Annotated in this window: 21 protein-coding genes; 2 read left to right on the plus strand and 19 right to left on the minus strand. The window is 61.4% G+C overall.

Features of this window, described 5'->3' with window-relative positions; genetic code table 11:
- Nucleotides 1-96 precede the first annotated feature (96 nt).
- A complete protein-coding gene (locus E8K79_RS09205; RefSeq protein ID WP_135870839.1) occupies nt 97-558 on the plus strand; it encodes a hypothetical protein in 462 nt (153 codons plus the stop codon).
- 7 nt (nt 559-565) lie between these two features.
- On the opposite strand, the gene E8K79_RS09210 is transcribed toward E8K79_RS09205, so the two are convergent.
- From E8K79_RS09210 to sppA, 12 genes are all read right to left on the minus strand, one after another.
- Entirely contained in the window at nt 566-1,453 is an 888-nt protein-coding gene (locus tag E8K79_RS09210; RefSeq protein WP_136514507.1) for a radical SAM protein, read from the minus strand.
- 482 nt (nt 1,454-1,935) lie between these two features.
- Nucleotides 1,936-3,183: a serine hydroxymethyltransferase gene (glyA, locus tag E8K79_RS09215; RefSeq protein ID WP_135870834.1), complete on the minus strand. Its 1,248-nt coding sequence runs from the start codon at nt 3,181-3,183 to the stop codon at nt 1,936-1,938.
- Between the two features lie 127 nt (nt 3,184-3,310).
- A complete protein-coding gene (rpiB, locus tag E8K79_RS09220; protein WP_136514508.1) occupies nt 3,311-3,757 on the minus strand; it encodes a ribose 5-phosphate isomerase B in 447 nt (148 codons plus the stop codon).
- Between the two features lie 3 nt (nt 3,758-3,760).
- Entirely contained in the window at nt 3,761-4,993 is a 1,233-nt protein-coding gene (fabF, locus tag E8K79_RS09225) for a beta-ketoacyl-ACP synthase II (RefSeq protein ID WP_136514509.1), read from the minus strand.
- Nucleotides 4,994-5,077: 84 nt separating this feature from the next.
- The gene (gene acpP / locus E8K79_RS09230; RefSeq protein WP_012531540.1) at nt 5,078-5,311 is read right to left on the minus strand and encodes an acyl carrier protein; all 234 of its coding nucleotides are present in this window, start codon (nt 5,309-5,311) and stop codon (nt 5,078-5,080) included.
- A gap of 139 nt (nt 5,312-5,450) precedes the next feature.
- On the minus strand, nt 5,451-6,191 hold the full coding sequence (gene fabG / locus E8K79_RS09235; protein ID WP_135870828.1) for a 3-oxoacyl-[acyl-carrier-protein] reductase: 741 nt from the start codon (nt 6,189-6,191) through the stop codon (nt 5,451-5,453).
- Complete coding sequence (gene fabD / locus E8K79_RS09240) at nt 6,188-7,123, minus strand: ACP S-malonyltransferase (protein ID WP_136514510.1); 936 nt, start codon at nt 7,121-7,123, stop codon at nt 6,188-6,190. Before fabD ends, fabG begins: the two co-directional genes overlap by 4 nt.
- 141 nt (nt 7,124-7,264) lie before the next feature.
- Complete coding sequence (locus tag E8K79_RS09245; RefSeq protein WP_136514511.1) at nt 7,265-8,245, minus strand: beta-ketoacyl-ACP synthase III; 981 nt, start codon at nt 8,243-8,245, stop codon at nt 7,265-7,267.
- The gene (plsX, locus tag E8K79_RS09250; protein ID WP_135870823.1) at nt 8,242-9,300 is read right to left on the minus strand and encodes a phosphate acyltransferase PlsX; all 1,059 of its coding nucleotides are present in this window, start codon (nt 9,298-9,300) and stop codon (nt 8,242-8,244) included. The genes E8K79_RS09245 and plsX overlap by 4 nt, the downstream gene beginning before the upstream one ends.
- A 51-nt stretch (nt 9,301-9,351) precedes the next feature.
- On the minus strand, nt 9,352-9,534 hold the full coding sequence (gene rpmF, locus E8K79_RS09255; RefSeq protein ID WP_015721360.1) for a 50S ribosomal protein L32: 183 nt from the start codon (nt 9,532-9,534) through the stop codon (nt 9,352-9,354).
- 13 nt (nt 9,535-9,547) lie between these two features.
- Nucleotides 9,548-10,084: a YceD family protein gene (locus E8K79_RS09260; RefSeq protein ID WP_135870821.1), complete on the minus strand. Its 537-nt coding sequence runs from the start codon at nt 10,082-10,084 to the stop codon at nt 9,548-9,550.
- Between the two features lie 70 nt (nt 10,085-10,154).
- Nucleotides 10,155-11,036 carry a signal peptide peptidase SppA gene (gene sppA / locus E8K79_RS09265; RefSeq protein WP_136514512.1) on the minus strand — a complete coding sequence of 294 codons (882 nt, stop codon included), beginning with the start codon at nt 11,034-11,036 and terminating at the stop codon, nt 10,155-10,157.
- Nucleotides 11,037-11,268: 232 nt separating this feature from the next.
- Between sppA and E8K79_RS09270 the strand changes: the two genes are divergently transcribed.
- Entirely contained in the window at nt 11,269-11,733 is a 465-nt protein-coding gene (locus tag E8K79_RS09270) for a metallophosphoesterase family protein (protein WP_136514513.1), read from the plus strand.
- Here E8K79_RS09270 and E8K79_RS09275 read toward each other — a convergent pair.
- The 7 genes from E8K79_RS09275 to E8K79_RS09305 all read right to left on the minus strand — a co-directional run bounded on the left by E8K79_RS09275 (nt 11,730) and on the right by E8K79_RS09305 (nt 18,371).
- Nucleotides 11,730-12,119 (minus strand): hypothetical protein, encoded by a 390-nt coding sequence (locus tag E8K79_RS09275; RefSeq protein WP_136514514.1) that lies wholly within the window; start codon nt 12,117-12,119, stop codon nt 11,730-11,732. The two genes, E8K79_RS09270 and E8K79_RS09275, sit on opposite strands and share 4 nt — an antisense overlap.
- A 25-nt stretch (nt 12,120-12,144) precedes the next feature.
- Nucleotides 12,145-12,531 (minus strand): response regulator transcription factor, encoded by a 387-nt coding sequence (locus E8K79_RS09280; protein ID WP_136514515.1) that lies wholly within the window; start codon nt 12,529-12,531, stop codon nt 12,145-12,147.
- Between the two features lie 16 nt (nt 12,532-12,547).
- A complete protein-coding gene (locus E8K79_RS09285) occupies nt 12,548-13,426 on the minus strand; it encodes an ABC transporter substrate-binding protein (RefSeq protein ID WP_246043783.1) in 879 nt (292 codons plus the stop codon).
- Nucleotides 13,427-13,527: 101 nt separating this feature from the next.
- Entirely contained in the window at nt 13,528-15,813 is a 2,286-nt protein-coding gene (locus E8K79_RS09290) for a hypothetical protein (protein WP_136514517.1), read from the minus strand.
- A gap of 15 nt (nt 15,814-15,828) precedes the next feature.
- Entirely contained in the window at nt 15,829-16,836 is a 1,008-nt protein-coding gene (locus E8K79_RS09295) for a DmsE family decaheme c-type cytochrome (protein ID WP_135870807.1), read from the minus strand.
- Complete coding sequence (locus tag E8K79_RS09300; protein ID WP_135870805.1) at nt 16,837-17,670, minus strand: ABC transporter ATP-binding protein; 834 nt, start codon at nt 17,668-17,670, stop codon at nt 16,837-16,839.
- A 296-nt stretch (nt 17,671-17,966) separates the two neighbouring features.
- Nucleotides 17,967-18,371 (minus strand): CoA-binding protein, encoded by a 405-nt coding sequence (locus E8K79_RS09305; protein ID WP_136514518.1) that lies wholly within the window; start codon nt 18,369-18,371, stop codon nt 17,967-17,969.
- Nucleotides 18,372-18,465 lie beyond the last annotated feature (94 nt).

Consider the following 18,465-nt stretch of genomic DNA (forward strand, 5'->3'; position numbering starts at 1 on the left):
GTTTGACAACAATCACTTACGACACAGACAGAAGAATGTGCGATTTTGGTACGCCAGTTGAAAAGTAAGGAGAAAACGGCAACAAGGGGGGACATCATGGCATACAGAGATCGCAGCGCAAGTGAGAGGTCCGGCTCCTACGCATATACCATCATGGAAGTTCGTTTGAGGAAGAAGGGTGCTCCGGAAGGGACCGAGGACGATATTCGCCTCATGACCGTGGACAGCCACTGGGACACGCTACGCTTCGTGCAGGACAACATGGATCAGTGTGTTGGCAACGTGGTGCGCCTCAAGCGGACCGAAACGAAGCGCGAACAGGGCATGAATGAAAGCGCGGCGCTGTTCCAGAAGAACCTCGAACCGCTCGTCTCCACCCTGACGGCGAACCAGGGACAAGGGGTGATGGACAAGCTCTCCATCTCGCTGAAGAAGGCCCTTTTGCTCATGGTGATGGAGCGCTACCAGAGCGACCGAGACAAGGCATGCAGGGTGCTCGGCATCTCCCAGGAGAAGCTTGAGAGCGAGCTGAAACTGTGCGGCGTCCCCGCCAGATAGATAATCTCTAGTAGTACTCCTCCTGATACGAAGGGATCTCCGCACACCAGCGGGGGTCCCTTTTTGCTTTTGCGAGGGCGGCGTCGACGGTATCGATGAGGCGCTGCCGGTCTTTCGGGTAGCTCCCGGCAAGCTCCAGGAAATTGGAGACGTGGTTCGAGCGCAGGATGGTCCCCTGCGGCTCAAGGCGCTCGAGGAGAGCCCGGGTTTCGAGCAGAATCTCGCCGTGGCTCAGAGGCTCGATCAGCCTGAGGAAGTCGTCGTTGTGACGCTGAAACATGGTGAGAAGGGAAAAGTACTCGGGCGAAAGTGCGGTGATCCATCGTGCCGTCGCCGCCGCGTGTTCCGCGCTTCGCTTCTTACCGGCAAGCCCGAGGATCGCGGTCACCGACAGTTTCATCCCGGCGGCCATGGCCTTACGGCACTGCTCCAGCATCTCTTCCGGCGTGAACCCCTTGTCCACCAGGTGCAGCGTTTCGGGGTCGCCGCTTTCCAGGCCGAAGTAGAGGATGCGCAGCTTCTTCGCGCGCAGCAGCTGCAGGTCTTCCTTGCTCTTTCCGTTCAGGCTGTTGGGTGAGGCGTAGGCGCCGACACGGGTGAGGGACGGAAAGACCTCGTTCAGCTCCTCCAGGATCCGCGCGAGCCCCACCTGCGGATAGATGAGGGCGTCGCCGTCGGCGAGGAATACGCGACGGACCGCGTCACGGTAGCGCGGCGGTATCGAGCGAATCTCCGCTACGATCTCGTCTATAGGACGCACCCGGAAGCGTTTCATCTTGTACATGCCGCAGAACTTGCAACGGTTTTGGGAGCAGCCGATGGTGATCTGGAAGATGAGGCTTCCCGCCTCAGAGGGTGGCCGAAAGAGGGGCTCGTCGTAGTGGAAGAAGTACATGGCTGCTCCGCATGAAAGATGAGGTTCACGAACCCGGCCGGTTGCGTGACAACTTTAACGGATAACGGCGGGCTGACACCAGCAAAAACCGCGATGACGATGGTTCTTAAGTGAATCCAGGGAACGGCATGCAGCTGTCAACGAAGCACTGCACGAGCCCCAGCGTTCCCCCCTTTGCGAAGGGGGGGCAGGGGGGATTTGCCTTGCCCACGCTGCAAAAGATATATGACAGAGGCGGAAAAACCCTGGTGGCCGCTTGTAGCTGAGAAACTAGCCCCTCAACTTTATTCAAGCGGTGGTAAGACGTAAAAAAGCAAATCCCCCCCGTCCCCCCTTCGCAAAGGGGGGAGCGTGAGTTCACTTACGGAGCTTTGTAGCGCCTACATCTGCCTACCCGACACTCGTCGACAAGCTGCAATAAAAAAGGGGGGCGACTTGCGTCGCCCCCCTTCCCTTTATCCTGCTATCGATACCGCCCCTTGTTAGGCGAGACGGTCGGCGTACATCGGGAAGCGCTTCATCAGCGCGTTCACCTGGGTCTTCACAGCGGCGAGCTTCGCCTCGTCCCCCACGTTGCCGAGCACTTCGGCGATGAAACCTGCCACCTGCTCCATCTCGGCTTCTTTCAGGCCGTGGCTCGTGGCCGCCGGGGTGCCGATACGGATGCCGGAGGTGATGAACGGCGAGCGGGTGTCGAAGGGGATGCCGTTCTTGTTCACGGTGATGCCGGCGCGGTCGAGCGCCTCCTCGGCCACCTTGCCGGTCAGCTCGGTCTGGGAGAGGTCGACCAGCATCAGGTGGTTGTCGGTGCCGCCGGAGGTGAGCTTGAAGCCGCGGCTCATGAGGCCGGCGGCGAGCGCCTGAGCGTTCTTCACGATCTGCTGCTGGTACTGCTTGAACTCGGGGGCAAGCGCCTCTTTGAAGGCGACCGCTTTGGCGGCAATCACGTGCATGAGCGGGCCGCCCTGGATGCCGGGGAAGATGTTGGAGTTCAAGGTCTTCGCCCAGTCCTCGCGGCACATGATCATGCCGCCGCGCGGTCCACGCAGCGTCTTGTGGGTGGTGGTGGTCACGAACTCGGCGTAGGGAACCGGGCTCGGGTGGATGCCGGCGGCAACAAGACCCGCGATGTGGGCCATGTCGACCATGACCACGGCGCCCACCTTGTCGGCGATGCGACGGAAGGCCTCGAAGTCGATGATGCGCGGGTAGGCGGATGCGCCGACCACGATCATCTTCGGCTTGTGCTCGATGGCGAGACGCTCGCACTCTTCATAATCGATGGTCTGGGTCTCCTGGGAGACGCCGTAGGGGACGATGTTGAAGAGCTTGCCGGAGAAGTTGACCGGGGAGCCGTGGGTCAGGTGCCCGCCGTGCGCCAGGTTCATGCCGAGCACGGTGTCGCCCGGCTTCAGCACGGAGAAGTAGACCGCCATGTTGGCCTGGGAACCGGAGTGCGGCTGGACGTTGACGTGGTCCGCGCCGAAGAGCTCCTTGGCGCGCTCGATGGCGAGGTTCTCGACCTTGTCCACTTCGTGGCAGCCGCCGTAGTAACGCTTGCCGGGATACCCTTCGGCGTACTTGTTGGTGAGGACCGAGCCCTGCGCCTCAAGCACCGCCTGGGAAACGAAGTTCTCCGAGGCGATCAGTTCGAGGTTGTACTCCTGGCGCTCCGTCTCGTGCTTGATGACTTCCGCCACTGCCGGGTCGAATGTTTCCAGTACTGACATGTCTGATCTCTCCTAAAAAATGCTGGTGAAATAGGAAAACGGGACTCTGGGAGTCCCGTTCTTTGCTTCAGAATCGTTTGTCTTTCCAGTGCCGCCCTACCGAAAACCCTTTGTCGGAAACCGACGGTTATCCCTTGAGTTCGCGCTCCAGGGCGGTGATCTTGTCCAGACGGTTCTGGTGCCTGCCTGCGGCATACTCGGTGTCGAGCCAGGCCGCCACCATCTCGCGCGCCTTCTCGACTTCCAAAACGCGGCCGCCCAGCACCAGGATGTTGGCGTTGTTGTGCTCCTTGGCCATGGTGGCCATGAAGACGTCGGTGGCAAGTGCCGCGCGGATGCCGGGGAACTTGTTGGCGACGATGGACATCCCAATGCCGGTACCGCAGACGAGGATACCCTTCTCGGCACTCCCCTCGGAGACGCGGCGCGCCACGGCCTCCCCGAAATCGGGATAGTCGACCGAGTCGCCGTTATGTGTCCCGAGGTCTTCGCAGGGAAGCCCGCGCTCTTCGAGGAGTTTCTTTATCTCGTTCTTCAGATCGAGGCCGCCGTGATCGCTTCCAAGAACTATCATCCGTTAGACCCTCTTGAAAAGAAGCGAGGCATTGGTGCCGCCGAAGCCGAAGGAGTTGCTCATCGCGTACTCCACCTTCGCCTCGCGTGCGGTGTTCGGCACGTAGTCGAGATCGCACTCGGGGTCCGGCTCGTTGTAGTTGATGGTCGGCGGGACGACGGAGTTCTTCATCGCCAAGAGCGAGAAGACAGCCTCGACGCCGCCGGCAGCACCGAGCAGGTGACCGGTCATCGACTTGGTGGAGGAGACCATCAGTTTGGTTGCGTGATCGCCGAAGACGGTGTGGATCGCCGTGGTCTCGCCGACGTCGCCGTAGGGAGTCGAGGTGCCGTGGGCGTTGATGTAGTCGACCTGCTCCGGGTTGATGCCCGCGGTACGCAGCGCCATCTTCATGCAGCGCGCCGCCCCCTCACCGCCCGGGGCGGGAGAAGTCAGGTGATAGGCATCGCCGGAAAGGCCATAACCCACGATTTCGCCGTAGATCTTGGCGCCGCGCGCCTTGGCCGCCTCGTACTCCTCGAGCACCACGATACCGGAGCCCTCGGACAGGACGAAGCCGTCCCTCCCCTTGTCGAACGGACGCGACGCACCGGCCGGGTTCTCGTTGTTGGTGGAGAGCGCCTTCATCACGGAGAACCCGCCGATACCCAGCGGTGTCACCGTCGATTCGGTGCCGCCCGCGATCATGGCGTCGGCATCGCCGCGCTGGATCATGTGGTACGCGTCACCGATGGAATGGGTGCCGGTCGCACAGGCGGAAACGGAGGAAACGTTCGGGCCTTTTGCCCCGTACTTGATGGAGATGTGCCCCGGAGCCAGGTTGATGATCAGCATCGGGATGAAGAAGGGGGAAACCTTCTTGTACCCGCCTTCCAGCAGCGCGCTGTGGTAACGCTCGATGGCGGGAAGACCGCCAAGGCCCGCACCCACAAGGACGCCGACACGCTCGGCGTTCTCCTCGGTGATCTGCAGACCGGAGTCTTCCATCGCGAAGTGGGCCGCAGCGAGGGCGTACTGGATGAAGAGATCCATCTTCTTGATCTCTTTCTTGTCGATGAAATCCTCGGCGACGAAGTCCTTGACCTCGCCAGCGATTCTCACCGGCAGGTCGGAGGCATCAAAACGGGTGATGGGAGCAATGCCGGACGTACCGGCCACAAGGGCATCCCAGTTCTTTCCGTTACCGGTCCCCAGCGGGGAGACCACGCCTACCCCCGTGACAACAACTCTTCTCATACTCTGAACTCTCCTTGGTTGCTTTTGACTCACGCACGCCCGAAGGCGACATGAAAAAGGGGAAGCATAACTCCCCCCTCTCTACTAGGTGTGATCAGTGATGTAGTCGATTGCGTCCTGTACCGACTGGATCTTCTCGGCATCCTCGTCGGAGATCTCGATTTCGAACTCTTCCTCAAGGGCCATCACCAGTTCCACGGTATCCAGGGAGTCGGCGCCCAGGTCGTCCATGAAGGAGGACTCGTTGGTCACCTGAGCCTCGTCAACACCAAGCTGCTCAGCGACTATCTCTTTAATGCGTTTCTCGATCGAAGCCATTCAATTACCTCCATTTGATTGTAACGTCAGACGTTTTTAGTTTTGCTTTGCCGAAAGACTGCTATTTCATAGCATGAAAAGCAGAATTTGCAAAAGGTATTTTTGGCGCTGAAAGTAAAAAAGAACGCCGTTTGCGACATCACATGTACATGCCGCCGTTCACCGAAAGTACGTGTCCGGTGACGTATGCCGCGGCGTCGGAAACGAGGAACAGTACAGCCCCCGCTATGTCATCGGAGCTGCCAAGCCTTCCCATCGGGATCTGCTCCTGGAGCGCTTCTCTGGTCTTTTCGGAGAGCTCCGCGGTCATGTCGGTCTCGATGAAACCAGGGGTGACCGCGTTGACGGTGACGTTTCTCCTTGCGAGCTCTTTCGCCACCGACTTGGTGAGGCCGATCATGCCGGCCTTGGAGGCGCAGTAGTTGGCCTGCCCGGGGTTACCCATCTCGCCGACCACGGAGGAGACGTTGACGATCCTGCCGTAGCGTGCCTTGGACATGAGCTTTGCGGCCTCACGGGTGCAGTTGAAGCAACCCTTCAGGTTCACGTCGAGGACCGCATCCCAGTCTTCTTCCTTCATCCTGAGGAGCAGCCCGTCCTTGGTGATGCCTGCGTTGTTGACCAAGATGTCGACCTTGCCGAAGGCCTCGACGGCCTGTTTGAAGAGCCCCTCGACCTCGGCGACCACGGAAACGTCCACCTTGACGGCGAGCGCTTTGCCGCCTGCGGCGACGATCTCTTCGGCGGTCTTGGCGGCGCCCGCTTCGCTGGTCGCGGTGACGACTACGGCGGCCCCTTCTGCGGCAAGTTTCATCGCGATGGCGCGACCGATGCCGCGGGAGGCGCCGGTTATCACTGCTACCTGTCCGTTAAGACTCATTGTGCCACCTCCGTCAACGCTTTTACCCCGGCTGCGTCCTGCACGTTGGCGCAGGAGGTTTCCTTGTCGATCCTCTTCACGAGACCTGCGAGCACTTTGCCCGGGCCGATCTCGACGAAGTTGGTGACGCCGGCGGCGACGATGTTCTGGATGATCTGCTCCCAAAGGACCGGCGCGCAGACCTGTTCGACGAGAAGCTGCTTCACGCGTCCCGCGTCGGCATTGGGCTTCGCCTCGACGTTACTCACCACCGGGGCGATCATGGCGCCTACGGCGACCGCCTCGAGGGTCTGGGCCAGACGGTCCGCGGCGGGCTTCATCAGGGCGCAGTGGAATGGGGCGGATACCGGGAGAAGCATGGCCTTCCTGAAACCCCTCGCCTTCGCGATGTCGATGGCGCGGTTCACGGCGCCGGTGTGCCCTGCGACCACGATCTGGCCGGGGGAGTTGAAGTTGGCCGGGGAAACGACCTCGCCCTGCGCCGCCTCGGCGCATATTTCCTTGAGGACCTCGGCCTCGGCACCGAGGATCGCAGCCATGGCGCCAACGCCGATGGGTACTGCGTCCTGCATGTAGCTGCCGCGGGCACGCACGGTCCTCAGCGCATCGGCAAAGTCGAGCGCGCCGGAAGCGACCAGTGCGGAGTACTCACCAAGCGAGTGACCGGCCAGGAAGGAAGGCACAAGCGAGGATTCCGCCCTCAGCACCCTGAGCGCCGCGACGCTCGCCGCCAGGATGGCGGGCTGGGTGTTGGCGGTAAGCTTCAGCTCATCCTCGGGCCCTTCGAAGCAGAGCTTGGAGAGGGAGAAGCCGAGCGCGTCGTCGGCCTCCTCGAAGGTGACCCGGGCGGTCTTGAAGTTATCGGCCAGGTCCTTCCCCATCCCGGCGTGCTGGGAGCCCTGCCCCGGGAAGATGAATGCATAGGATTGCATAGATGACCTCTTTTCTTTTTAGTGGGAGCCAGGCGTCTGGCCAAGGTGGCGATCCACCTTCACCAAGGCTACGGCGGACAAGTCCGACAGCACCTCCGCCAAGGCTACGGTGGACACGGCCTGTGGCCTACGGTCCCAGGCCTACCAGCGGATCAGCGCGGAGCCCCAGGTGAGACCGCCGCCGAAGGCGTCAAGCAGCAGCAAGTCCCCTTCTTTCAAGCGACCGGCGCGCGCCGCCTCGTCGAGCGCGATGGGTATCGACGCCGCGGAGGTGTTGCCATAACGGTCCAGGTTCACGAAGACACGCTCGCCGGTGATGCCGAGACGCTTGCCGACGGAGTCGACGATCCTCTGGTTCGCCTGGTGCGGGATGAAGAGCGTTACGTCGTCGGGGGTGAAGCCGTTGGCCTCCAGGGCCTCCTGGGCGACCTCGCCCATGGCGCGTACCGCAAGCTTGAACACCTCGTTCCCCTGCATGGTCAGGTAGACCAGCTTGTCGTCCACGTTCTGGTGCGTGGCCGGCTTGCGGCTGCCCGGGCCCTTCTGGTACAGGATCTCCCAGTAGTTGCCATCGGAGTGCATGTGCGTGGAGAGGACACCGTGGTCCCCCTCCCGCGCCTCGAGCACCACCGCGCCGGCACCGTCGCCAAAGAGCAGGCAGGTGTTCCGGTCGGACCAGTCGACGATGCGGGAAAGCACCTCGGCGCCGATCACGAGCGCCTTTTTCACCTGTCCGGAGCGGATGAACTTGTCGGCGGTGGAGAGGGCGTAGATGAAACCGGAGCAGGCGGCGGAGAGATCGAAGCAGAAGGCGTTGGTGGCCTTGAGGGCTTGTTGCACGATGCAGGCGGTGGCGGGGAATGGGAAGTCGGGGGTCAGGGTACCCACGACGATGAGGTCGATCTCCTCGGCCTTAACCCCGGCGGCGGCAAGCGCCTTCTCCGCGGCAGCGATGGCGAAGGTCGAGGTGTACTCCCCCTCCGCGGCTATGCGGCGTTCCCGGATACCGGTCCTCGTGACGATCCACTCGTCGCTGGTGTCCATCATTTTTTCAAGATCGAAGTTGGTCAGCACTTTCTCCGGAACGGCGGAGCCGGTTCCGGTGATTCTTGCTCTAATCATGAAGCTACCCTTTCTGTTGCGGCGTCCGGGTTCTGGGCGCCGGCTCGCTCGCGCGGCTCACCGGGGAAGCTCTCGTTGAGCTTTTCCGCCATGCGGCTGTTGACCCCTTTGAGCGCGTATTCATGGGCAAAGCGGATCGCGTTCTTGATCGCCTTGGTATTCGAACCGCCGTGGCAGATCATCCCCACGCCGTTGATCCCAAGCAGAGGCGCTCCGCCGTACTCGGCATAGTCTACGGTTTTCTTGAAGTTCTTGAACGCCTTACGGCTAAGGAAGTAGCCGATCTGGGACAGAAGGCTCGCCTTGATTTCGGCCCTAAGCATCTTGCCCACGGCCTCGGCCAACCCCTCGGAAAGCTTCAAAGCCACGTTGCCGACGAAGCCGTCGCAGACCACGACGTCGACGGAGCCGTTGAAGATGTCCCGGCCTTCCACGTAACCTATGTAGTTGATGGGCTTTTCGCGCAGAAGTGCGCTGGTTTCGCGGGTGAGCTCGTTCCCCTTGCTGTCCTCTTCACCGTTGGAGAGAAGACCGACGCGGGGTTTGTCGACGCCCATGACGAATCTGGCGTACACCTCGCCCATGACGGCGAACTGAACCAGATGGATCGGCTTGCAGTCGACGTTGCCGCCGACGTCGAGAACGAGGGTTTTACCGGTAACGGTGGGGAAGAGTTGGGCGATCGCGGCGCGATCGATCCCCTTCATCCGCTTCAGCACGAACATGCCGGCCGCCATGGTGGCACCGGAGTTGCCGGCGCTGACGACGGCCACCGCCTCGCCACCTTTTACGAGCTCGAAGGCGACGCGGATGGAGGAATCCTTCTTCTTGCGTACCGCGTCGGAAGCGGAGTCGTGCATGCCCACTACTTCCGAGGCATGCCACACTTCGATATCCAGCCCTTTGCAGTCATGGCGGGCCAGCTCGGCCTGCACCTTTTCGACATCACCGACCAGAGTGACCGGGATGCCAAACTCTCTGGCAGCAGCTACTGCACCTTCAACTTCAACATGAGGGGCGTTGTCGCCCCCCATTACATCGACAGCAACTCTCATATTTCCCCTAGGGAGCGGATTTCGAACAGTCACGGCTGTGAAATCGAAATCCTAGAGCTCTTCAGCCTTCAGCACCTGGCGTCCCTTGTAAGTACCGCAGGACGGGCAGACGCAATGCGGCAGCTTCGGAGCCTTGCACTGGGGGCAGGTCGAGACGGTGGGAGCGGTCAGGAAGTCGTGTGCACGCCTCATGTTCTTGCGCGACTTGGAGGTTTTCTTCTTAGGTACAGCCATGATGTTCTCCTTTTTACTTTTCTATCTTGATCTTCTTCAGGGCGGCCATCTTCAGGTTTATCCCGCCGCGATCGCAGCCGCATTCTCCGGCGTTCAGGTCAGCACCGCACTCGGGGCAGAGCCCTTTACACGATTCGCTGCATAGTGGCTTGTATGGCACCTCCAGCATCACCTGTTCGGCGATCTCGGGGGCCATGTCGATCTCGTCACCGGTGTAGGTGGCGGAGATCAGCTCCTCGTCGGAGAGCTCTACTTCATCCTCGGAACCTTCATCCTCACCCTCGGTGTAGAAGATGGTGAAGTCCGAGGTGAGCGGTAAGTCATACTCGGCGAGGCAGCGGGAGCAGGTGAGGCGTGCTGCGCTCTCAACGTGCCCGGTCGCCCGCACATGGTCGTATTCCCATACCGCGGTGACCTTGGCGCTGACCGGTGCGGTGAAGGTACACTCGCCGGCCGCTTCCATTGCCACCAGGACCGGGAAGTGCGAAGCCGGCTCCACCTCCGAGAGGTCGAGCTGCTTCTTTTTCACCTTCTCTATCTCAATCTTCAAAGGAAGCTCTCCCTCATTTTCAAAGTTTCTCAGTATAGAGATGCCGGTTTTTTTGTCAAGGTAAATCTAGTTACCACCCCATCCTGTAGTCCACACTGACGCCGCTGTCTGCACCTGTGAGGACACCAAGCTTGCCAGCGGCTCCTTCAACCAGCATGTCCACAAGCTTACCCTTCTTCTTCGGGGTCCGGATAAGCCTCGGCTCTCCCTTGATGCCACCTAAGCGCGCCGCCTCATCGATGGCGTCCTGCATGGAGCCGATGCGGTCCACAAGCTTCAGGGCGAGCGCCTGTTCGCCGGAGAAGATCCTGCCGTCGGCGATGGCGCGCACCGTCTCCTCTGGAAGCTTTCTCCCCTGCGCCACCGCCTTCACGAACTGGCCGTGCGTCGAGTCGATCACCCCCTGCAGCATGGCCCTCTCCTCGTCGGTCATGGCGCGGGCGGGGGAGCCGGTATCCTTGAACTTGCCGGTCTTGATGGTGTAGGCCTTCATGCCGACCTTGTCCATGAGCCCCTCGATGTTCGAGAACTTCATCAAGACGCCGATGCTACCGGTGATGGTGCCCGGGTTCGCGTAGATGAGGGTGGCGGGAGCGGAGACGTAGTACCCGCCCGAGGCGGCGACGCTCCCCATGGAGACCACCACCTTCTTCGTTTTGGCGAGGTCCTTCACCGCCGCGTAGATCTCCTGGGAGGGACCGACCACGCCTCCCGGGGAATCGACACGGAAGACCACCGCCTTCACGTGTTCGTCCTTTTTCATGCTGCGCAGTTGCCGTATTACCTCCTGGCCGTCGATGATGGCCCCCTTGAGCTCCACGACGCCGATCCCATCGCCGCCGGCCAGCGTGTCGTCATCGCCTATGAGGGCGCTGACCACCGCGACACAGGCCGCGAAAAGCAAAGACAAGCCAAGAACCAGGGCGAGTATCCATAACAACAACTTCCTCATGACGCCTCCGTTAGTATCGGCAATACTCGATCACCCTTATCAAGTCAACTGTTTACAGCTTATTTTGCTTGTCATTTGACGGGACAATGTCCTATATCTGAACAAGGAAGAACAAAGACATCGCCCGATCAACGCCAACAACTGTACACCAAGCGGGATGCGGCGCAAAAACATATTGTCGAGCGGCTCGGCCGGCGCCGATGCCTTTGACGCGATAGATGTAAGAGGAATTATGAGAGTACTGGTGATTTCAGACAGTCACGGCAACTACGCCCACGCCTTCAAGGCGCACCAGCAGGCGGGTCCGGTGGATCATATCGTTCATCTGGGGGACGGATGCGAAGACGCACGCCTTATGGAGGAAGTGCTTGCGGTGCCGGTGCACCGCGTGGCAGGTAATTGCGACATGGACCGGCGCGTCCCCGCCGAGCTCACCCTGGAATTCGGGGCGTGCCGCATCCTGGTAACGCACGGATACCGGCAGCAGGTGAAAAGCGGCCTGAAGCAGCTGATCGACCAGGGGACGAAGGTGGGTGCCTCGGTCGTGCTCTACGGCCACACGCACCAGGCGGCGGTCGAGTCGGCGCAGGGGATGCTCCTGGTCAACCCGGGGGCCCTGAAGGAGGGACTCCCCGGCAGCTACGCCATCGTCACGGTCGATGGCGCAACGGCACGCGCCGAGATTTTCCCTCTTTAGCAGCCGCAGCCGCAGTTGTGGCAGACCTTGCGGTTTTCGTCATCGGGAGGCACGGTCTCCGGCGCGAAGGCGATGCGGTTCACGGCGCGCTTTATATCCTCATGCAGGTCAAGGCGCGGGCTTTGGCCGATAACGTGCCCTACGCAGACGTTGCTGATACCGTCGGAAGGCGAGGCGATGCGCACCGAGTTCAACAGGTCGCCGTAGCCGTTCACCTCGATCACCTGCCCGGTGTCGTCCCCAAGCTCCAGTGCTATGCCGAAGCGCTCCAGTTCCTGGGCCAGTTCCGCGAAAAATATGTCGAAGGTCACCCCTGAAAGCGGGGCTTCCCACTCTGGTTTACTCTTTGCCCTTCCGTAACAAGTAAGTCTCATCTGTTTTGCCATGCTGTGTAGCTCCTGAAAGGTTCTTCTAATTGGCCGCGGCCTTTCTGTGCATCGAGCTGAAGATCATGTCGAGCACCGCCTTCTGCTTCGCCTCGTACTTGTTGAGGACCGCGAGACAGGTCCCCATGGGGAACTGCTCGTGCAGGTAGTCCGAGTCGCGCCCGGACAGGATGACGATCCTGTTCTTGTCCATGCCGATGGAGACGGCGTACTTGAAGATCTTTGACCCGTCCAGGGTCGGCATCTCCAAATCCACGAGCAAAAGATCCACCTGCTCTTTCTTGAGCACAGCCAGGGCCTGCAAGGGGTCGGTACACGTTATCACTTCGAGCAGCGGGTAGAGCGCATGGATCTTGTCCTTTAGCGCCCCCACGAATGCCGCGTCGTCATCCACGATTACAATCTTTCCCATCAATACCTCTATGTATCTATTTAAGCACCCGGGTCGCGGCGGTGAGCACCGGGAAGGGAACGTTCAGGTCGAGCAGTCGGGCGGCCTTCAGGTTCACGATGAGATCGACCCGCTTCGGCGTGACGACGGGGAGATGCAACGCCTTCTTCCCGCTCAGGATGCGCGCCACGTAGTCGGCCGCGACCTGCCCCTGTTCCGCGGGATCCGCCTCCAGGGAGATGAGGGCCCCTTTGTGGGCTGCCCCCGGCATCTGCGATATCACCGGGATCTTCACCTCGTGGGCGCGGTGCACGATCTTCTCGAAGAAGCGCCCCCCCGCAGTGCATTCCGTCACGTAGATGCAGTCGACCCTCGTGGCCAAAAGCGTGGCGAGCGCGGCGTCGAGCCCGGCCGGAGAAGCGACGTTGGTTTCGACCAGCACCACGCCGGCCTGGGCGGCGATCTTGCGGGCCTCCTTCAGTTGGGCCATCGCCCCCTCTTCACGGCTTGCGCAGATGACCCCCAAGGTCCTGATCGGCTTCACCTCCATGGCGGTCTTAATCAAAGTGACTAGCGGGACCTTGGAGCTCACCCCGGCGATGTTCCGGCCGCTGGAGGCCATGCTTTTGGCAACGCCAGTTTCCACCGGACCGTACACGTCGGCGTACACGATCGGGATGTCCTGCGATTCTCTGAGGGCGGCCAGGGTGGCCGAGGTGCCGTAGGCGACGATGACGTCGGCTCCGATGGCGTTGAACTTGCGGATACTGTTGGACCAGGAGATGAGATCGGGGTTGGGTGTCTGCGTGATGACCTCCACGTTGCTCTGGTCGTACCCCTTCAGCACCAGCGCCTTCATGAAGGCCCGGTGGGCATCACGGTAGCGCGGCAGGTCGCACGTCAAGAGCGCCGCCACCAGTTTTCCGGCCGCGCGGGAGTCAGACGCGGGGAGAACCGAGCAGAACAGCAAAAGCAGGAGTATGGATCGGATGACAGTTTTGATATGCTACCCCTCGATCACCACTTGGCCGCCAGGCCGGCCACGATGGCATGCACCATCCCGTTGTACGTCTGGTAGTTGATGTTCTGGCTGTTCTTCTCGTCGTAATCCCTGAGCGTGTACTCGAGGGTCGTCGACAGTACGCGCGAGAAGCGGTATTCCCCCCGGGCGGAAAGTGCGCTGATCACTGTGTCCTGTGCCGTTATCCCGCTGATCCCCGCGGTGCTGCTGCCCGAGTACGCAGCGGAACTGAAGTCGGCCGGCGAGAAGGAGGCCCTCGAGCGTATCTGCTGGGCCATGAGCGACAGATCGCACTGCTCGCCCAGCGCGTAGGAGACGTTCACCGTGTAGACGTGAGAACTGCTGGAAAATTGGCTGTCGGCCTCGCTTCCCACGCCGACGGTGGTAAAGAACACCGGCTGCTCCACCTCGCTGTGCAGGTAGGAGTAGTTGAGCCCCACGGTCAGTTTCGGCAGCGGCATCCACCATGCCCCCACGTTCGCGTTCTCGCTGCTGCCGTTGCGTGAGGTGAGCGGCATTACGCTGTAGTCCAGCGGATCCAGGGTATTCAGCACGAAGTGGACCACCTCGTCGTTGCGGTCGTGGCGGAAAAGGGCGTGGGTGGAGACTCCCCACCGGCCGCCGGTGTAGGTCAAAAGGAGCTTCCCCTCCTGGCGCTCTTTGAACGAGGCGCCGTACGCCGGGTTGTCGGTGAAGGCGTAGCTGTATTGGGCGCTGCTGCGCAGCCCCTTAAAGGGGCGGTAGTAGACGGCGAGCGAGCCGGTGTGGGTCGCGGAGTGGTCCGGCAGGGCCCAGGTGGCAGGCGAAGGGAGATCGCTCACGTTGTCACGGTTCACGAAGTCGCCACGGTATTCCCCCACGAAGGAGAGGTCGTGCCGCGGCCGGTACCAGACGGTGCCGGTGACGAGGTTGCGGGTGGTCTCAAGGGGAGATTTGACTTGCTGGAGCGGATCGGCGAAGTTCACGCTCAAAAGCGCGCCGCGGTTGCCGTTGTCGAGCTCCTGGCGACGGTACTTCAAGGCGAAGGTGTACTCGCGGTTCGGCGTATAGGTGACGTCCCCGGCCGCATTTTGCAGGTACACCTTCATGTGGCGCGCGCCGGTCACGTCGGACAATTCGGAGAGGTTCTCACGCTGGTCCACGCTGTAGGAAGCGGAGCCGACAAGACCGCCGGACAAGGAGGTGTGCAGCTTCAGGGTGTGGGAGAAGAAACGGCTGTCGGGATTCTCGTTGTGCTGCTGCTCCCCGCCCAGCCGCTCGAGGTTCCCGTGGATGTCGTTACGCGCGGTGTAGGTGGCGACCGGCGTAGGAAGGCGGTCCTCGAAGTACCGGATCTTGAAGTCGTAGACGAGGTCGACCGGGCCCAGATGTGCGTCGAGACCTAGGCGCCCCTCCTGGATCTGCTGATCGATGCTGCGCGGGCGGGCGTAGACCGTGTTGGCTTCCCCCTCGAAGGAAGCGTCGGCGAAACGCTGCTGGATGGTCCCTTCCTTCGTGTAGCGCCAGTAGCCCAGGTTCAGGTGCAGCGGGAAGTTGTGCAGACGGTAGCGGAAGTCGGCCCGGTCCTGGACCACGCTCACCCCGTAGTGCGCCTGCGGGTCCTGCTGCTCGGCGCTGTAGGTGGCGGACCCGGGGGCGTCGGTCCTGGGCCCCTGGAAGCTGGGCGAGAAGAGGATGTCGCGGTCCAGGTTGTGGTAGAGCGACTCCGTCCTCAGGTGCAGACGGTAGTCACCCCGGTAATCCATCAGCAGATCGCCGTGGTAGTCGTTCTCGTTCAGGTAGAAGCCTTCCAGCTCGAGGTTCGTGTCCTTTTCCATGTGACGGTAGAAGAGTCCCCCGCTTCTGCTGGATTTAAGGAAGCCGTACTCGAGGGCGCGCCCACGGTTGTCCTCGCCGAAGACGAAGTTGTAGCCTAGCGAGCCACCCTTTCTTTCCAGTACCTCCACCTGGCGCTCGTCCTCCGGCACGTACGCCGGTTCCTCGGCCGCCTGGGAAACCGCTTCGTCCGCCGGCTCGGCTGCCGAGACGCCTGCCCCCTCCGGCGTACTTCCCGTCACATCCCCCCCCGGCTCCTCCGCCGCAGGGTCCTGCGCTGGCTCGACGGCGTCGGGTGCAGTCACCGACTTCGCAGGCTCCGTCCCTTTCGCCGATACGGCTGCCTTCTCGAGGTCGCCCGACGGCAACGCGTCCAGTTCCGCCGCGGAGACGCCCCCCGCCGCCACGAGCAGCAAAAGCAGCGGTGATAGTACGGTTGATGCGAGATCAAGCGGTGTTTTCACCATCGGCTCCTTTCGCGCTTACTGCCGCAGGGTGCCCCGGCCCGTTACGGCCTGGGATGGGATGTCGCTGCCGTGTATCTGCGAATGGCAGTCGGTGCAACGGTTCGTGTAAAGCTTTTTGAGCCCGCCGCCGGGGGTATCCGTGGCGAGATGCCCGGAGTGGCACTGCAGACAGAGAAACGGCATCGCGGCATTTAAGAGGTTGTTGTTCACCGAGCCGTGCGGGGTGTGACAGTTCATACAGTTCTCGGTCACGTCACCATGCTCGAAGGCGAAAGGCCCCTGCTTCTCCATGTGGCACCTGGTGCAGGTCTCCTTCGGCGTGTTCCCTTTGAGCAGGCGGTCCTGCGTGGAACCGTGCACCTCGTGACAGTCGACGCAGAACATCTTCTTCTCGCGGATGGGGTGGTGCGAAAAGAGCGAGTTCTCCGCCTGGACCTCGGGATGACAGGTGAAGCACATCTCGGACATCTGCTGCGGGCTCACCTTCTGCTGGGGTCCCTGGTGCAGTTTATGGCAGTCGAAGCAGCTCACGTCGTGCAGCGCGTGCGCGCTCGCCTTCCAGTGGCTCAGCACGGGGATCGAGGCGGCGGCGTGGCATTTGAGACAGATGAGGGACTGGGCCTGGGCGGGAAGATGGTTGATGTCGAGGAACTTCGAGGTGTCGCACTTCCTCTTTTCCCGGGTGTTCTCCTCGCGGTCGTCGCTTAGGTGCGCGATGGCGAGGCTTCCCGGTCCGTGGCAGGACTCACAGTTCACCAGGGGGAGCCCGGTTTCCGGCTTGATCTGTTCTCCGTGGAGGCTGTGGCTGAAGTCGTCGCTGATCTTGTCGTGGGCGTGGCACTTGGAGACACAGTTACTGGTACCGACGTACTCGGCGTCCAGGCGCCCGACGATCATCTTCTCGTATTCGCGGGTGGGGAGGATGGGCTTGCTTTGCTTTAGTTCGGCACAGGAAACGGAAAGGAGGGGAACGAGCGCCAAGAGGATCGCGACTTTCATGCGGCGCAACGGATGAACGTTCATCTATTCCCCCCTTATCCCCTTCGTTGTCGTGTAGATGAAACCGCGGACGATCGGGTTTTCGCTATTCTTGATCTCGCGCGGCGTGCCGATCTCGACCACGGAGCCGCCGTGCATCATGGCGATCCGGTCCGAGATGTAGAGCGCGAAGTTCAGGTCGTGCGTCACGATCACCGTGGTGTTCTTGGTGCTTTCCTTGAGCTTCAGGATCGTGTTTGCGAGCTCGTCCGTGGTGACCGGGTCTAGCTCGGCGGTCGGCTCGTCGTAGAGGATCAGGTCCGGGTTCATGGCGAGGGACCGGGCGATCGCCACGCGTTTTTTCATCCCGCCGGAAAGCTCCGAGGTGCGCAGCTCCTCCTTGCCGACGAGCCCCACCATCTCCAGTTTCTGCTTGATGATCTCGCGGATCTGCTGTTCCTTGCAGACACGCTTCTCCCTGAGCCAAAGCCCCACGTTCTCCCCTACGGTCAGGGAGTTGAAGAGGGCCGAGGACTGGAACACCATGCTGTAGCGGTAGTCTCTGGCGGCCGAGTCGGGCTTCGGGCCGAACAGGGGCAGGTCGTCGATGTAGATCTCGCCGCTGTCCGGGGTCTCCAGCTTGACGATGTGCTTTAAAAGGACGCTCTTTCCGGTACCGGAAGGTCCTATGATGCAGAAGGTTTCGCCGGCGCGGATTTCCAGGTTCACGTCCTTTAGCACGTGATTCGGGCCGAACGACTTGTTCAGTTGGTCGATCCTGATCCCGACGCCCCTGGTGTCCTGCAAATCGACGGGGCGATTGCCGTTTTCAGGGTGAAAGAAGGAGCCGGGCAGGCCGTGTTTTAGCTTCTCGAACATCCGTATCCTTTTGAGAGCGATTCTGCGTGATTGAGGCGCCGCGCAGAACACCGGCTTTGCCAGTAAATTCTGTCATCTGCCGTCGCGTAGAAGCGCGCACATACTACCAGAGATGTGACTGTGCTGGCAAGGGGGAATATTTGAACACACTTAACGTTTACACAAGGTCCGAGCCCCTGTTCCGGCTCGGTGAAGGCGGGGGCAGTGACGTCAGGAAATACGAAGCGGACGGGCAGGTCGTTGAGCGACATGCATGGCGGCGGGCAGGAGGCGACGCCCCCCGCCAGCCGCGGTTTTCAGCGTTTCATCGTCTTTACGTGTTCCTTCAGCATGCAGCGGTCCATCACCACGAGGAGCCCCGCCTCGTGGGCGCGCTTGGCGGCCTCCTCATGGACCACCCCTTCCTGCAGCCAGAGCACCTTCGCCCCCTTGGCAATCGCCTGCTCGACGATCTCGGGGACGAACTCGGAACGGCGGAAGACGTCGACGATCTCCACCGCTTCCGGGATATCTGTGACGCTCGCATAGCTCTTCTCGCCGAACACCTCGGGGACCGCGGGGTTCACCGGGATGATGCGATAGCCGGCCCGTTTGAGGTAGGCGGCCACCTCGTGACTTGGCTTGCCGCTATCGGGGGAAAGCCCGACGACGGCGATGGTGCGGTACTTGGTCAAGATCTCTTTGATGTCAGGAACCTGCATGAGCACCTCCCTTAGAGCTGTATTTTTACCGCTTACGCATCCCGCTCACGGCGACGAAGAAGAAGATCACCCCCATGACGCCGGCGATGAATAT

This window comes from Geomonas edaphica (genome assembly GCF_004917075.1).
In the GTDB taxonomy this organism is placed as follows: domain Bacteria; phylum Desulfobacterota; class Desulfuromonadia; order Geobacterales; family Geobacteraceae; genus Geomonas; species Geomonas edaphica.

Coding starts and splice junctions, on each gene's coding strand:
- E8K79_RS09205 (WP_135870839.1), top strand. CDS start 97: ATGGCATACAGAGATCGCAGCGCAAGTGAGAGGTCCGGCTCCTACGCA.
- fabF (WP_136514509.1), bottom strand. CDS start 4,993: ATGAGAAGAGTTGTTGTCACGGGGGTAGGCGTGGTCTCCCCGCTGGGG.
- E8K79_RS09245 (WP_136514511.1), bottom strand. CDS start 8,245: ATGATTAGAGCAAGAATCACCGGAACCGGCTCCGCCGTTCCGGAGAAA.
- E8K79_RS09305 (WP_136514518.1), bottom strand. CDS start 18,371: ATGCAGGTTCCTGACATCAAAGAGATCTTGACCAAGTACCGCACCATC.
- E8K79_RS09295 (WP_135870807.1), bottom strand. CDS start 16,836: ATGAACGTTCATCCGTTGCGCCGCATGAAAGTCGCGATCCTCTTGGCG.
- E8K79_RS09290 (WP_136514517.1), bottom strand. CDS start 15,813: ATGGTGAAAACACCGCTTGATCTCGCATCAACCGTACTATCACCGCTG.
- glyA (WP_135870834.1), bottom strand. CDS start 3,183: ATGTCAGTACTGGAAACATTCGACCCGGCAGTGGCGGAAGTCATCAAG.
- E8K79_RS09270 (WP_136514513.1), top strand. CDS start 11,269: ATGAGAGTACTGGTGATTTCAGACAGTCACGGCAACTACGCCCACGCC.
- E8K79_RS09275 (WP_136514514.1), bottom strand. CDS start 12,119: ATGGCAAAACAGATGAGACTTACTTGTTACGGAAGGGCAAAGAGTAAA.
- E8K79_RS09300 (WP_135870805.1), bottom strand. CDS start 17,670: ATGTTCGAGAAGCTAAAACACGGCCTGCCCGGCTCCTTCTTTCACCCT.
- acpP (WP_012531540.1), bottom strand. CDS start 5,311: ATGGCTTCGATCGAGAAACGCATTAAAGAGATAGTCGCTGAGCAGCTT.
- plsX (WP_135870823.1), bottom strand. CDS start 9,300: ATGAGAGTTGCTGTCGATGTAATGGGGGGCGACAACGCCCCTCATGTT.
- E8K79_RS09280 (WP_136514515.1), bottom strand. CDS start 12,531: ATGGGAAAGATTGTAATCGTGGATGACGACGCGGCATTCGTGGGGGCG.
- E8K79_RS09210 (WP_136514507.1), bottom strand. CDS start 1,453: ATGTACTTCTTCCACTACGACGAGCCCCTCTTTCGGCCACCCTCTGAG.
- rpmF (WP_015721360.1), bottom strand. CDS start 9,534: ATGGCTGTACCTAAGAAGAAAACCTCCAAGTCGCGCAAGAACATGAGG.
- fabG (WP_135870828.1), bottom strand. CDS start 6,191: ATGAGTCTTAACGGACAGGTAGCAGTGATAACCGGCGCCTCCCGCGGC.
- fabD (WP_136514510.1), bottom strand. CDS start 7,123: ATGCAATCCTATGCATTCATCTTCCCGGGGCAGGGCTCCCAGCACGCC.
- sppA (WP_136514512.1), bottom strand. CDS start 11,036: ATGAGGAAGTTGTTGTTATGGATACTCGCCCTGGTTCTTGGCTTGTCT.
- rpiB (WP_136514508.1), bottom strand. CDS start 3,757: ATGATAGTTCTTGGAAGCGATCACGGCGGCCTCGATCTGAAGAACGAG.